Source organism: Maribacter sp. MS6, assembly GCF_056839185.1.
In genome coordinates, this window is sequence record NZ_CM166389.1 from 3889682 (window position 1) to 3905237 (window position 15556).

14 protein-coding genes are annotated in these 15556 nt (G+C 34.2%); 12 read left to right on the forward strand and 2 right to left on the reverse strand.

Going from position 1 to position 15556, the window contains the following annotated elements:
- Nucleotides 1-18 precede the first annotated feature (18 nt).
- From MS6x_RS16990 to MS6x_RS17015, 6 genes are all read left to right on the forward strand, one after another.
- Nucleotides 19-783, forward strand: coding sequence for a DUF6090 family protein (locus MS6x_RS16990; protein ID WP_482603728.1), 765 nt, complete (start codon nt 19-21; stop codon nt 781-783).
- Between the two features lie 39 nt (nt 784-822).
- Complete coding sequence (locus MS6x_RS16995; RefSeq protein WP_482603729.1) at nt 823-1413, forward strand: hypothetical protein; 591 nt, start codon at nt 823-825, stop codon at nt 1411-1413.
- A 149-nt stretch (nt 1414-1562) separates the two neighbouring features.
- A complete protein-coding gene (locus MS6x_RS17000; RefSeq protein WP_482603730.1) occupies nt 1563-2417 on the forward strand; it encodes a CPBP family intramembrane glutamic endopeptidase in 855 nt (284 codons plus the stop codon).
- Nucleotides 2418-2456: 39 nt separating this feature from the next.
- On the forward strand, nt 2457-3500 hold the full coding sequence (locus MS6x_RS17005; protein ID WP_482603732.1) for a serine hydrolase domain-containing protein: 1044 nt from the start codon (nt 2457-2459) through the stop codon (nt 3498-3500).
- Between the two features lie 26 nt (nt 3501-3526).
- The gene (locus tag MS6x_RS17010) at nt 3527-4018 is read left to right on the forward strand and encodes a thioredoxin family protein (protein ID WP_482603734.1); all 492 of its coding nucleotides are present in this window, start codon (nt 3527-3529) and stop codon (nt 4016-4018) included.
- Between the two features lie 246 nt (nt 4019-4264).
- Nucleotides 4265-6067 (forward strand): serine hydrolase domain-containing protein, encoded by a 1803-nt coding sequence (locus MS6x_RS17015; protein WP_482603736.1) that lies wholly within the window; start codon nt 4265-4267, stop codon nt 6065-6067.
- A gap of 161 nt (nt 6068-6228) precedes the next feature.
- On the opposite strand, the gene MS6x_RS17020 is transcribed toward MS6x_RS17015, so the two are convergent.
- The gene (locus MS6x_RS17020) at nt 6229-6927 is read right to left on the reverse strand and encodes a LytR/AlgR family response regulator transcription factor (protein ID WP_482603738.1); all 699 of its coding nucleotides are present in this window, start codon (nt 6925-6927) and stop codon (nt 6229-6231) included.
- Nucleotides 6927-7718, reverse strand: coding sequence for a sensor histidine kinase (locus MS6x_RS17025; protein WP_071339928.1), 792 nt, complete (start codon nt 7716-7718; stop codon nt 6927-6929). The genes MS6x_RS17020 and MS6x_RS17025 overlap by 1 nt, the downstream gene beginning before the upstream one ends.
- Before the next feature lie 207 nt (nt 7719-7925).
- Between MS6x_RS17025 and MS6x_RS17030 the strand changes: the two genes are divergently transcribed.
- The 6 genes from MS6x_RS17030 to MS6x_RS17055 all read left to right on the forward strand — a co-directional run bounded on the left by MS6x_RS17030 (nt 7926) and on the right by MS6x_RS17055 (nt 15536).
- Complete coding sequence (locus tag MS6x_RS17030) at nt 7926-8813, forward strand: ABC transporter ATP-binding protein (protein WP_482603740.1); 888 nt, start codon at nt 7926-7928, stop codon at nt 8811-8813.
- 2 nt (nt 8814-8815) lie between these two features.
- Complete coding sequence (locus MS6x_RS17035) at nt 8816-12094, forward strand: ABC transporter permease/M1 family aminopeptidase (RefSeq protein ID WP_482603741.1); 3279 nt, start codon at nt 8816-8818, stop codon at nt 12092-12094.
- A gap of 118 nt (nt 12095-12212) precedes the next feature.
- Nucleotides 12213-13319: a sensor histidine kinase gene (locus MS6x_RS17040; protein WP_482603743.1), complete on the forward strand. Its 1107-nt coding sequence runs from the start codon at nt 12213-12215 to the stop codon at nt 13317-13319.
- The gene (locus MS6x_RS17045) at nt 13306-14028 is read left to right on the forward strand and encodes a LytR/AlgR family response regulator transcription factor (RefSeq protein ID WP_482603745.1); all 723 of its coding nucleotides are present in this window, start codon (nt 13306-13308) and stop codon (nt 14026-14028) included. The genes MS6x_RS17040 and MS6x_RS17045 overlap by 14 nt, the downstream gene beginning before the upstream one ends.
- Nucleotides 14029-14146: 118 nt before the next feature.
- Nucleotides 14147-14764, forward strand: coding sequence for a hypothetical protein (locus tag MS6x_RS17050; RefSeq protein ID WP_482603747.1), 618 nt, complete (start codon nt 14147-14149; stop codon nt 14762-14764).
- A 37-nt stretch (nt 14765-14801) separates the two neighbouring features.
- Complete coding sequence (locus tag MS6x_RS17055; RefSeq protein WP_482603749.1) at nt 14802-15536, forward strand: CPBP family intramembrane glutamic endopeptidase; 735 nt, start codon at nt 14802-14804, stop codon at nt 15534-15536.
- Nucleotides 15537-15556 lie beyond the last annotated feature (20 nt).

A 15556-nucleotide genomic window follows, 5' to 3' on the forward strand; every position in this document is an offset into this window, starting at 1 on the left:
GATTAAAAAATAATCACAATGAAAATCTTCAGAAAAATACGGTTTGAACTATTGGGTGAAAATAAGACTAAACATTATCTGCTGTATGCTGTAGGGGAAATTGTGCTGGTTGTCATCGGAATATTAATTGCTTTACAAATTGACAATTGGAACCAGTCCAGAAAAGATGACAATGCCCTAAAAGAATATTTAGTAAAAATCAAGTCCCACACTTTGGAAGATCTTCGGCAACTAGAGGAGATAACACAGGGCAGGGCACAAATAGCCGATTTATGCAAAAAGGCCCGTACAAGTATCTTGGATAAGACAGAAGATGAGAATCTCCATATCTTTAAGTTCAGTGGTCTTGCCTTTGCGGATTTCTATTTTAAACCGAATACAGGCGGATATGAAGCCCTAAAAAATTCCGAATATTTTGGAAAGATCAACAATACCCCGTTGGATTCGCTATTGACCAAATACCATAGTTTAGTAGAAGTCATTGCCGAAAACGAGAAAAGTTATAACGATTATATGGTGAATCAAGAGGCCTATCTTTCTACCCAGTTCGATGTATCGTTAATTTTTGCGTCGGCCGTTATGACACAAGATGCCTTAAGCATGAGGGCAACGCCCCAATCTGAGTACGATGAGGCCTTTAAGCAATATACGGCGTCCGCTCCTTACCGAAATGTTATTAGTTTGGCGGCCTTTCAATTTGATGAAATGATCAATCAGTATAATCAACTAGGAGCTATTGGACAAAGCGTTAGCAAAGAAATAGATGCAATTACCAATGATTAAATTTTCAAGGCCTATTTGTTAAATACTAGCACTAAAAAAATGACCAATAAAAAACCAAAACAAATAACCAAATTCTTTCAGAAAAATATTGCTGGTAAAAAAGTAGTATCACTTTTCATAATTACCAATGTAGTATATGTATTCATGCTTACTGTTACTATTCCCAAAACAATGGAATTTTCAAATGGCATGAAATTGCTTGATATGCTACCAATGGGATATGACTTCAATTATGTCGACCAACTATGCAACACACTCGGAGAAATTGGACGTAAGACTTATTTAAGCAATCAAATACCTGTGGATATGGTTTATCCACTTTTATTTGGAATAAGTTATTGCTTAGTACTTGCCTATTTTCTTAACAAACTCGACAAACTAAAAACGGTGTTGGCATATCTCTGTCTTTTGCCTTTATTAGCCGGAGCGATGGATTACGCTGAAAATATAGGAATCATTGCTATACTCAACAGCTATCCCGAAATAGACCATAGTACTGTAACAATAACGAGTAGTTTCAGTCTTCTTAAGAGTACGATCACGACACTCTATTTCGTGATTTTAATAATATCGCTGGTAGCACTAGGAATTAGAACTCTGAGAATAGGTAAAAGTACCAGGTCTAGTTAATGGAATGGGCTGTTAAGAATGATATCCAATTCATTGGGCAAAGGATAGCTATTGAACAACTATTTAGCACCATTGGCAAGAAAAACAAAGATGTAAAGACAATCAAATTAGCACTGTAAATAGACGTGTAGTCACCTAATAAACTTATTATGAGTAACGAACCAAAAAATCAGAAAAAAGTCCGGAAAACGATACTGTTGTTTTTGGGTATTTTGACCCTGCTAAGTACTATCTGTTATTACGCAATACTCAAGCTGAACCCTACAAGCATCTATGTCGGGGCTTTAATGATGAGCCCTGCATTATCCGCCTTTATTACATTAAAGCTACTGAAAAGACCGATTTCAAGTCTTCCATGGGGTCTTAAACGTTTGAAAAATTTGCGCCTATCCTATTTGATTCCGGTAGCCTATATTATGATTGCCTATGTATTGATTTGGGTTTTCGGTTTTGGAAATGTGCTCAATCAGGAAACTATCACCGAGTGGTCGCAAGAATTAGGCATGGAAGGTTTCAATAGTACTATTATACTATTGACTATGATTGTTCTCTTATCTATTGTTGGTGTTGTAAAGAACATTGGTTCGACATTGGGCGAGGAAATTGGATGGCGGGGATTCTTCATCTACGAACTTCGGAAACTATTTTCCTTTGGCACTGTTTCTATAATTAGTGGCCTAATTTGGGCGATATGGCATTGGCCAATTATCTTTTTGATATACAAGGGAAGTGGAAACCTGTTGCTACACATTACAGCTTTTACCGTAATGATAGTGGCAATTTCGGTCATTTTGGCCTACTATACTTTTAAATCCAACAGCTTGTGGCCTGCGGCCCTATTTCATTCTGTACACAATATATTCATACAGAAGATTTTCACGCCGTTGACGATAACAAATGACCGCACTACTTTTTGGATAGATGAATACGGACTCATGCTACCGATTATTACGACGCTATTTGCCATCTATTTTTGGCGAAAGGCGAAAATTGAGAATCTATAGGTTTTAAGACAATAAAATGAAAAAACAAACAACCGTATTATGGCAAAGAAACAATCAAAACGAATACTCAAAATCATATTAATTATGGCAAGCATCAGCTCACTATTCTTTGTACCATGGATTTTGCTAAGATTACTGTTAACACCATTACCAGATACGGTTCAGGAACAGGTCAATGATGCCATTGGATACGGTTTGGACGGCATGATTGTTTATGTAGACCAAGCTGGAAAGCCACCTGAGTTTTATGCCGCTGGCTGGCAGGATCGAAAAAATAAGATTCCTGCCAACCCAAAAGCTTTATTCCGGATTGCCAGCATTAGCAAGTTGTATGTTGCTGTTGCTGTAGCAAAATTAGTTAATGACAATCAGTTGTCTTTAGACAAAACGCTCGCTGATTATATGCCGGGACTGGTGGGACGAATTGAAAATGCGGATAAAATCACCTTGAGAATGATGGTGCAACATCGGTCTGGTATTCCGAACTATACGGACTTTCCGGGTTTTTGGGTAAACGATTATTCGAAAAACACCAAAGAATCGCTCGATTTGGTCCTCGATACTCCTGCCGATTTTAAACCGGATAAAAAATATAGGTACTCAAATACCAATTATCTGTTGATTGGCGAAATCTTGGATAAAACATTGGGATATAGTCATCACCAATTTATCAAAAAAGAAATTTTAATACCCCTTGGGCTCAACCATACCTACAGCTTGCTAAGTGAAGTGAATTTAGACGATGTTATGAGCGGATATGCCGTGGATTATGAGCCAGACCTTAAGCCCAATGATTTTGTAAGCCCTGCCGGCTCAATGGTGGCTACAGCACAGGATGTGGGTATATTCTTGAGGGCGTTGAACGACGGCTCCTTGCTCAATGATAAGGAACAAGCTATTTATACATCAATCTATGTATATGAACATACAGGATTATTACCAGGTTACAGCAGTATTGCCAAGTATCACAAGGATATTGATGCTGTGGTTGTTCAATTTGTAAATACTAGTGGCGGATACTCTTGGAACGTATCAGAAAAAATTAATAATAGAATTGTAAAAATCCTGAAAAGGAGAAAGTAACCAATACCTTAAAAGTAATATACGCAATGAAAAAAACAGATACTATAGTAACAAATGCATCAAACAATACCCCAAAGCGCATGAAAACTAAATCTCATCCTTTTTGGCGCTGGTTTTGGCTCACTTTCCTTGTTGTTTCTCTTTGGTATGCATGGTATTCATTCTACGTACCTTCAAATGATATGGTTTGGAATGATGACATGGTATCTGCTCAAAAGCTTGCCGACAGTTCTGACAAAAATATTATGTTATTTTTTACCGGGGAATGGTGTTCGCCTTGTCGCATTATGAAGCGTGAAATTTTTGGAGACAAAGAAGCCATGAATGCCATTAATGCGAAAGTAATACCCGTTGAGATTAATATTGATGACCCTAATGTTGAAGAACTCGTAAAGCACTATAACATTGGCGCTACCCCAACCACAGTTTTTATTGATCCTGAAGGAAACGTAATTGATTACGCTGTTGGAAAGGTTGGGAAAACAGAATTCCTTGAAATGCTTAAAAAGCAAAAATAGTTTTCAGAATAGCAATACTAAGGAACAAAAAAAATTAAATAAAAATGATCAATCAAAACCATCAAAAACGAACAATTACAAAATCAATCAATTATCAAAAAAAATGAAATCAAATTAATCAAAAGGCAAGGAAATTTAATTATAGAAATGCTTCTGGTGCTTGGTATCATGACAGGTGTAAAAGCCATTGGAGACCATTTTGATATTATAGCATCAGGCACCATAATCCGGGTTAAACTATTTTAAATGATTAAATCTATTATTTTACTTCTTTCCGTATTGTTTTCTAATATCTCGGTCGCGCAAGAGAAGAACACTTTAAAAGAAGATTTAAAAAAGGCTATTGCGAGCGAAAATTTGACTGGTGCTGTATGGTCAACTGTTAGTGATGATATAGTTACAATTGGAGCAATAGGCTTAAAGAATGCGGAAACAAATGAAATTTTAGACACTAATGATAGGGTATTAATTGGTTCAGTGACAAAAACACTGATTGCCACAGGTATTCTTTGTTTAGCAACCCAGGGAAAATTAGACATTGACTCCCCTGTTTACAAAATTTTATCCAACATAACTTTTGATAACCCCTGGAGAGAAAATAATCCCGTTACAATTAGAGATTTATTAAATCACACGGCAGGAATTGAAGATTCCAGATTTTGGCAGGTTTTCAGCACTAAATCAACTTCTACTACGCCACTAGAATATCTTTTTACTAAAAACCCTACTGTATTGAAAGTGAGAACCATACCTGGAACTCGATTTTCTTACTCAAATATGGGGTATTCCTTTTTAGGTTTAATTATTGAAAAAATCACTCAGGAACCTTACGAAAACTATTTGGATAAAAATCTTCTTGGTCCTTTAGGTATGAAGAACAGCACTTTTCAATTTACAACTCAAAAAGGAAAGAATATTGACCGGCACCTTGCTATGGGACATTTTGAAAATGGGATAACGCAAGAGAACATACCTATGTTTTTACGTCCAGCAGGTCAATTTACCACAACAGCAAAAGATATGGCTCAATATGCCAAATTCTTAATGAGTGATGGCACTATTAATGGAAAGTCGTTTATAGATAAAGCACTTTTAAATCTAATGGGGAATCCAACATCAACAGAATCTTATAAAAATGGATTAAAATCAGGCTATCAGTTTGGACTTAGTTACAGAGATAGATATGGGGTTGTAGGTAAATTCCATCGTGGAAATACAACTGGTTACAGAGCAACATTCTATCTATTTCCTGAGCAAAAAAAAGCATTTTTTATAAGTTTTAATACGGACAGTGAAACTGCTAATTATGAGAAATTTAATAGAATTTTTATAAATCACCTTGAGATTATTAAGCCTGACCAACTGAATGCAAAAGAGAACTTACCATCGAATATTGAAAAATTTGAAGGGTATTATAAAATGAACCCTGTTCGATTTAAACTCTTTGCGTATCTGGATTTACTTTTCAATTCAATAAAAGTGGAGAAGAAAAACAATAGCCTTCTTGTTAAATCTATTCAAATGGAAACTTACACTCTTGTACCTGTTGGAAGTAATTTATTCAGAAAAGAAGATAGAGTAAATTCTTCTCACGTTTTATACAAAAACGGAAGTGTACCAATAATTAGCGATGGATTAGCAACCTACGAAAAAGTTAATACAACTTATTTAGCTTTAATGTGGCTAAGTTTTATTCTGGGATTAATTGGTATAATCGTTATTTTCTTACGTGGATCCTATTTACTCTTTCAGAAAAAACTGTTTAAAAAATACCAGATAATAAGGTTGCCATTTTTATCCATTGTTGGGCTTTTGATTCCTTTTCCTTTTCTTCTAAATCAATCTTTTCTAAACTTAGGAGATTTCACATTTGCAAATATATTGTTGGCTATTGCAACAGGAGCTTTACCTCTGGCAATGATTTTTGGTAGTATAAAAATATGGAGAAACAAAACATTGACAATAGATGCACTAGGAACTTTATTTATCCTACAGTGGACCGTTATTTTAATTTACTGGGGGGTAATTCCTTTTAGATTATGGTCGTAGAAAAGGAAGATTGTAAGCCGTATACAGTTCAGTGTTTCTGATTTTACGATAGGCAAGCCTCGTATTTTACTATCTTGATTTATTACCTTGAAAACCCCATCCAATTTTCTCGCAACCAACCATAAACAAAAACGTTGGCATGTATTAGAGCAAACAATAGCTTATTTCAATAATTGAATGATATTTGTTTTATACAGTTTACCAATAGGCACAATATGATCTCCAATGTAAATTCTGTTGCCTTCTACACTACGTATATGCTTTTTTGCAACTGCAAAAGACTTATGAACTTGAAGAAAATCATTGTCTGAAAATAATTGGATCGTATCCGATATTTTTTCTCGGATGCTGATGATGCCATCAGTAGTAATAACTTTGGTATAGTTGCCAGAAGCTTCAATAAATAGTATGGAATCTATAGCTACCTGAACATGACTATTATTTTGCTTTAAAAAAATATGCTTTCCTTCAGGCTTTATATTCTGCTCCCTTCCCATACTTATTGTACTAATGGTCGAAGACGTTACTTTATTAATAGCACTCAAAAAACGTTCTAAACTAAAAGGTTTTAACAGGTAATCTACAACGTTTAATTCGTAGCCTTCAATTGCGAATTCACTATAGGCGGTCGTGACAATAACTTTAGGAGGTGATGATAAGGTTCTTAAAAATTCAAATCCTTTTAATTTGGGCATATTTATATCTAAAAAGATTAAGTCAACTTGATGTGTATTCAAATACTCAAGCGCTTCCAAAGCGCTATAACAGTTTTTCTGTAACTTCATATGCGGAAGCATTTCACAATATTCCATGATAATCTTGTGGGCTATATGTTCATCATCTATGATTAGATATCTCATTATTTTAATTTTAGAGATAGTTTAACTTTATAACTATTGGTGTTTACGTCAAAAGAAAGAGCATGCTTATTTGGATAAACTAGCTCTAATCTTCTCTTTAAGTTTTTTAAACCAATACCTTCTGTATTGGGTGTTTGTTGTAATTCAAAATTATTTTCAATTATGAAATTTACGTTATTATCCTTTTCGGTGAAGTTAATATGGATATACGCGTCTTTTTCTAAATTTTCCAAGCCATGCTTAAAAGCATTCTCTACCAGAATAATAAATAGTAAAGGCATAATTTTAGCTTGCGGATTCTCAATTTCAGAATTAAATTGAATATCAGACTTTTTATGATAGCGTATTCCTTGAAGTTCAATATAGTTTTTTAAGTAATCTAATTCTTGTTTAAGGGTAACCCAATCTTTTTGGCCCTCATAAATACTATATCGCATCATATCAGAAAGTTTAAGTACCATTTCCCTTTCCTTAGAATCTTTTTCCATTAATCCATACAAATTGTTGAGTGTATTGAAGAAGAAATGTGGGTTTACCTGACTTTTTAAATGCAGTAATTCTGTTTTTTCTTTTTCATTCTTTAATCGAATAATTGATTTGATCTGTTTAAAAACCCAGTGGGCAATTGTAATGATTAAGAGAATAAAGTACAATACAACAAACTCAGCAAACCCTTCTAATTTACCAAAAGTGTCATTAAAGATTACAATGACTATACCTATAATTACAAGGGATATCTTATAAACCCTGTTTATAATTTTCTTATTTCTATCTGATATTTTCAACTTCATAGGTCAAGATTAATTAAATAAAATTCCTCCTACAAATTAGTTGACAAACAATAGATAAGGAGGGATAAACACCTGCTTAGTAGGGATAAAGTACGTTTGCACCCTTCTTAAGGTCTTGTATCACGCTTAACATGAGATGTGTCACTTTTTGTTTTTTACAATTAAGGCCCACCATAAGTTTGCCTCAATCAATCAAAAACGAACAGTATGGAACTTAGAATTGACAATCTATCAAAAACGTATTCAAACGGGATTAAAGCTTTACAAAATATTTCACTAGATATACCAATAGGCATGTTTGGTCTATTAGGGCCAAATGGTGCAGGCAAGTCTACGTTAATGCGAACTATTGCAACACTGCAAGAAGCCGATGCTGGTTCTATTGTTCTTGGAGACATCGATGTATTAAAACAAAAAAATGAATTGCGACAGGTATTAGGTTATTTGCCGCAACAATTTGGTTTGTATCCAAAAATATCTGCCGAAGTATTACTTAATCATTTCGCAGTGCTTAAAGGCATCACTAATAAAAACGAACGCAAAGAATTAGTGAAAGCGCTTTTGTATAAAACCAATTTATATGACGTACGACAACAAAACCTTAAAGGATTTTCTGGTGGGATGAAGCAACGTTTTGGTATTGCGCAAGCCTTACTTAACAATCCGAAGTTACTTATTGTAGATGAACCAACAGCAGGATTGGATCCCGTAGAACGCAATCGATTTTACAACGTTCTAAGTGAGCTCGGAGAACATACCGTGGTTATTTTATCCACACACATTGTTGACGATGTCAAAGAACTCTGCACAAATATGGCCATTATTAATCAAGGACAAGTATGCTTAAAAGGGCAGCCGTTGCAAATACTAGAAGGTCTAAAAGATAAAGTCTATAAAAAAACAATCGAAAAATCAGAATTGAACCTATATAAAGAAAATTATCAGGTCATCAGTGAACGATTATTTCTTGGAAAACCAACCATTCATATCGTAAGTGATACGAATCCAGGAGACGGCTTTTCGCTTATTAATGCCGAATTAGAGGATGTCTATTTCTCGGAAATATTCAATAATACTAACCTTAAATCTTATTAGTTATGTGGTATACTATTTTTAAGTTCGAAATACAATACCGAATTAAACGACCGGACACCTATGTATTCTTCCTTTTTCTATTTCTATTTTCAATTGTTGGTGTTGACTTTATTTTTCAAGGTTCAGACATGGGGTTGATGAAAAATAATTCACCCATAGTGATTGCAAAAACTATGGGAGCCATTACCGGTATATTTATGATTTTAGCGTCAATGATTATGGGCGTTTCCGTACTAAGGGATTTTGAATACAATATAGAATCATTGCTATTTTCTGCACCAATCAACAAAAGAGATTATTTACTAGGTCGATTTTTAGGATCGTTTGCAGTTTTGCTATTTGCATTTGCAGGTATTTTATTTGGCATGATGCTAAGCGAATTTATGCCATGGCATCATCCAGAAGATCTATTAGGGTTTAATGCCATTGTTTATATAAAGACGTTTTTAATGGTAACGTTACCAACGTTGTTTTTTGGAGCTTCGTTATTTTTTGTTACAGGTGCTTTAAGCAGAAACCTGGTGGTAGTCTATACACAAGGTATTATTTTATTTGTGGTTTTTATGCTAACCAAAGCTATCACTAATGAATTTTGGCAAGCCATTCTAGATCCATTTTCGCTAACAACAACCACTTTTGCTACAAAGTCTTGGTCAGCGTTAGAAAAAAGTGCCCAAGAGCTTCCTTTTGTTGGAGCATTGCTGTATAACAAACTATTTTGGATGTCTCTAGGAATACTGGCGCTAATCTATGGGTATAAAAAATTCAATTTTAATGTTGTTAAAGAAAAGCGATCAAAGAGAAAGCAAGTTGAAAAATTAGTTGGTAAAAGCACTAGTGTTTTTAGTGATATAGAAATTCCTGAAGCTACAAAGCAATATGGATTACTTTCAAAATGGAATCAATTAAAACAATTTTCTTGGTTTTACTTTATCAGTATTTGCAAGCAAGCATCATTTTGGGGAATTGTTATTTGTGGGATGATTATCATTCTCATTAATTCCGTAAACCTTGGAACTGTATATGGTGTTGATAGCTATCCAGCAACCTATTTTATTGTTGAAGAACTCAAAGAAACATCCATTTATTTCTTCATAATTATTTTAGTGTTTTATTCAGGTGAATTGGTATGGAAAGAGCGAGGTGCCAAACTTAACTTAATATACGATGCAACACCGCTGTCCAGTTTTATAAAGTTAGCTGGTAAGTATATTGGATTACTCTTAGTGTATGTAGTATTAATGCTCGCATTAATTGGTTCAGGAATGCTATTTCAAACATTAAGTGGGTATTACAAATATGAATTCCAAGTCTATTTTTATGGTTTCTTCTTAGAGATTTTACCGTTTTTAGCACTGTATACATGCATTGCATTTTTTATTCAATCTGTGGTAAACCATAAGTTTGTAGGCATCATGTTGGTGATTGTATTTTTTATAGCCAATGTTGCTTTAGGTTTATTCGGGTTTGATCACGATTTATATTTTTTCGGAGGCAGTGCTTTAGGAACGTATTCTGATATGAATGGTTATGGTCATTTTTTAAAACCCTATCTGTTCATTAAATCATATTGGTTTCTCTTCGGAATACTATTACTAATTATTGGGTCTTTAGTAAACGTAAGAGGTACTGAAACCAATTTAATGCAACGCATAAGAGCTAGCAAAAACAGATTGAGCAAGCCGCTTTTTAGAGTTGCTTCTATGGTCTTTTTAGTATTTATACTAATGGGAAGTTTCATCTTTTACAATACGAATATTTTAAACACCTATTGGACCAATACTAAAGCAACTGAATTTAGAGTAGCTTATGAAAAAGAACTCAAACAGTTTGAATATATACCACAGCCCAAAATAGTAGATGTGAATTTAAAAGTGGAATTGTATCCTTCATCAAGAGATTATACTGCGGAAGGGTATTATATATTAAAAAACACCAATGCGCAACCCATTAATAAGATTCATATTCAGAAACTAATCGAAGAGAATATCACATTAGATACTGTCACTTTTGATGGAGGCGCAAGAGAAAATAATACATACGCTACCTACGATTATACCATCTATCAGTTGCATAGCCCTTTGAATCCTGGAGATTCAATTAAAATGAGTTTTAAGCAATCATTCACTACGAATGGATTTGAAGCAGGTAATTCAAATGCTAATATTGTAAAAAATGGAACATTCTTTAACAATAAAGACTTTCCAACATTAGGTTACAACAGAAAATATGAGCTAAGTGATAGGGATGAACGTTCAGAATATAATTTGCTTGAAAGAACGAATAGAGCTAATAGAAATGACCCTAAAGAATTAGTTAATGCAAGATCTGGTAGTGATTCTGACGGTATTCATTTTGAAATGGTCATAGGAACGGAAATTAACCAAACAGCTTTAGTTCCTGGGAATTTATTGAGGGAGTGGACAGAAAATAATCGCAATTATTTTCATTATAAAATGGAAATTCCAATGATTGATTTTTACTCGATTGTTTCAGCAAGGTATGACCTAAAAAAAGACAAATGGATTTCAAAATCTGATGCTATTTCGAAACAAGTAGATCTGGAAATTTACTATCATAAAGGTCATGAGTATAACATAGATAGAATGATGATGGCTATGAAAGCCTCATTGGATTACTATAGCACAAATTTCAGTCCGTATCAATATGAACAGTTACGTATCATGGAGTTTCCGCGTTATGCGCAATTTGCACAATCATTTCCGGGCACTGTTCCATTCTCAGAATCTATAGGTTTTGTTTTAGATATTGATGATGAAACCGATGTAGATATGGCATTTTATGTAACTGCACACGAAATTGCCCACCAATGGTTTGCTATGCAAGTAGAAGCCGCAAATGTAAAAGGGCAATACTTTATTTTGGAAACGCTTTCTCAATATGCAGCCATGATGGTTTTAAAAGCGCACTATCCAAAAGAAAAGGTTCAGCAATTTTTAGAGTTGCAATTAGAGAAATACGAAGAAGGCAAACTCAGAGAATCTGGAGCAGAACCAACGCTAGCATTAGTAGATAATCAAGACTATATTTATTATGCTAAAGGTGCCATAAACATGTATCAATTTCAAAAGGCAATAGGCGAGGAGCAGGTCAATAAAGCTTTAAGACGCTTTTTGGAAGATTGGAATACCACTAACGGTAAGCTTAAAATGAATACCAATCGCTATGCCACCAGTCAAGACTTGTTGGGCTATTTTAGAGCGGTTACACCAGATTCGTTACAGTATGTAATAGTTGATCTATTTGAAGAAGTTAATTAGGCCAATAATAACGTGGGGTACGGAGTATAGTTTTTATAAATAACACTTAAGCTTTATATTTCACGTTCCTGTACTTTTACTTTTCACTTTAAAAAGTATTTTGTGTCTTTGTCTAAACATGGGTAGCAACAAAAAAATAAATACTAATACTACTAGAACATCCCTTTACTGGAAGTGCCAGTTAATCGGTTGGGGGCTGGTTTCCCTTTTTTGGTTTTATATCGCCTTGTTAAGGGATGATTTTAAAATCTCTCATGCCATTATCAACTACTTCTTAGACATTTTTATATGCATAGCAATAACACATGCGTATAGGACTATGGCAGTACGGCGAAAGTGGAATGAACTAGGTATGAAAAATTTGATTTGGAAAGTAATTCCTGCATTGTTTGTTCTTTCCTTGGCATTTATGTTGTTCATGAATCTTAAAACGTCTGCCTATATTTCTTTAGTAGATAGGCAAAATGATGCTATTAGCAAGCTTTTTGTTTGGAATCCTATTTTTATATGGAATCCTGTTTTAATTACTGGCTTGAGGCATATGACCATTTGGCTACTTGCATATCATTTATATCATTTTTATCAAAGGGAGGTGCAAACTTCCAAAACTAATGCACAACTTTCTCTAATTGCAAAACAAGCGCAGTTAGATAATTTGGCAGCACAATTAAACCCACATTTCTTGTTTAACTCCTTAAATTCTATTAAATCATTAGTAATAGAAAATCCCAAAGGCGCAAGAAGAGCTATTGATTTATTATCAGATTTGCTGCGTTCTTCTTTATATGAAAAAGACAAAGATTTAATTCCTATTGAAAATGAACTTTCTTTAGTCTATGATTACATTGAATTAGAAAAAATGCGTTTTGAAGATCGGCTTCAACTTAAAACCGATATTGATGAGGAAGCACTTAATTACAAGATTCCTGCGTTAAGTATTCAGTTATTAATAGAAAATGCAATTAAACATGGAATCGATTTAAGAGTGGATGGTGGCGTTGTTTTCTTGAAAATAAAAAAGAGGGAGAATTACATTCAAATTAACGTTGAGAATCCTGGTGTAGTTCATAAAAACGAACGTGTTGGGTTAGGTCTGGAAAACTTAAATAAACGCCTGGAAATTCAATATAAGGGTAAGGCAAGTTTTAGTTTAACTCAAAATGAGAATGACTGTGTAGTTGCAGTAATAATAATTCCAATGAATATAGACGATGAAAAAATATAAAACTATAATCATTGATGATGAACGTTTAGCGAGAGAAGAAGTAAAACGCGCATTAGAAAAACATCAAGAGTTTGAAATTATAGGTGAAGCAAGTCATGTAGATGAGGCCATATCTTTAATTGAAGAACTACAACCCGATCTATTGTTTTTAGATATTCATATGCCAGGTAAATCTGGTTTTGATTTATTGGAAGAATTAACAAATGTACCGGACGTTGTTTTTACAACGGCGTACGATCAATATGCCGTAAAGGCTTTCGAGATGAATGCTTTAGATTATTTAGTAAAACCTTTACGAGATGAGCGTTTTTCTAAAACTATTCAAAAGGTAAAGGAAGAACTTTCTAACAGGGTAAAATTAGAGCCTACAACCTTACCCATGCATCAAAAGATATTTATAAAAGACGGAGAGAAATGTCATTTTATTCCGCTAACAGACATTCATTTTATAGAATCTTTAGAAAATTATGCACGGCTGTATTTTGGTTCAGATAAAGCAATGATAAAGCGTTCTTTAAATTTATTAGCAGAAAAATTGGACCCTAAAGTCTTTTTTCGCGTTAATCGAAGTCAAATGATTAACATACATTACATTAAAGAGATTCACCCTTACTTCAATAATAAATTACAAATTATATTAACTACTGGCAAAAAAGTAGAAGTGTCTAGTAGGCAATCAGTTAAGTTCAAAAATTGGAATAGTTTATAAACTCTTTTTACGCTTATTTACGTATATCTGCGTTCCTGTACTTTCCCTTTCTACATTGAAAAACTTACCATTTCTTTGCTTCATAAATGAGTATAATTTTAATGAATAAAATATTGCTATGAGGCATTTTAAAAGTAAATATCAGCTACCTATAATTCTAATTGTCTTTATAACTGGGGGACTTTATTCCTGTATAAATGACACCCTGCAAATCGCTAAGCAGCCAACGTTATCCGATTACTCCGTTGGAGAAAAATGGGTTTGGAAGTATAAGGGAGTTACAACCGAAGGCGAGGTACGTTCAGAGGGGGAGGATACAAGAGAAGTAGTTATTGCAGATGGTGTTTTGGGAATGATAATAGGTAATGATACGATTCCAATAACAGACATCGTAAAACCGGAAGAAAGCGAAACACCAAGATATAAATGGCCTTTAGAAGTGGGTAAAAAGTGGAAATATGAGAAAAATTGGACCAGTCAAGATGGTACCACAGGAAAGCAAAGTCAAGATGTCGAGGTTTTGTCGTTTAAGGAAGAAACAGTAGCAGCAGGAACCTTTATGGCGTTTACCATAGAATACAAGGGAACCGTTTCGAATTCTAGAGGATATAACGCACAAACCGATGAAGTTTGGTGGTATGCTCCAGAATTAAAAAACTTTATTAAAATGACACAAACTCAAGACGATTTTTTGTACAAAGAGGAGTTAAAACACTATTCAAAACCAAACAATTAAAATATATGGTTACCCATAACTTTTTAAATGAATCAACATGACTAAAGAGGTCAAATCGCAATTAACACTAAAAAGGGGAATTCTTGCCATTGTTGTCATGTATGCATGTCAGCTTTTAGCAGGAATTATAACCTCTTATAGTTTTAAGTTCTTTGTACCGTCAAAGACTGTTTCTATAGAGGTGATTGGAGTATCGTCTGCCTTGTTAAGTGGTATAATGATCTTGTTCCTATTCTGGTGGGACCTAAATAGGTCTGGCAAATCATTTTATCCACAGATAGGATTGCAAGCTAGTAAGATCAATAATAACAAAGGAGTTTTATTAGTGATAGCGGCATTGGTATCGACACATTTTTTAGCCTGGATATATAGGTCGGTTATTTTGCCAAGCTTTGACCAAGCAGGCATTATAGGCGGTGGTTCTAAAATGTTTAGTTTTATTCAGGCCAACGGAGGAGTACTTGAAATGAGTGGCTTTTTACTATTGGCACTCATTGTGGGCCCTATAATGGAGGAGGTTGTTTTTAGGGGGTATTTGCAATCGTCATTAGCAAAGCGTATACCTTCTTGGGCAGCAATCATAATTACCTCTGTTATTTTTGCTGCTGGCCATAGTCCCATGATTTTATGGCCAATGTATTTTCTCTTTAGCATTATTTGGGGTTGGATATATGTAAGAACAGGATCTTTAAAAATGGCCATTCTAATCCATGTCTTAAGCAACTTAGTTTATACCGTTATTGGTTTTGCAGGTTGGGATATTCTCGCTTGAGTGAATTTAGTTGCAATTTT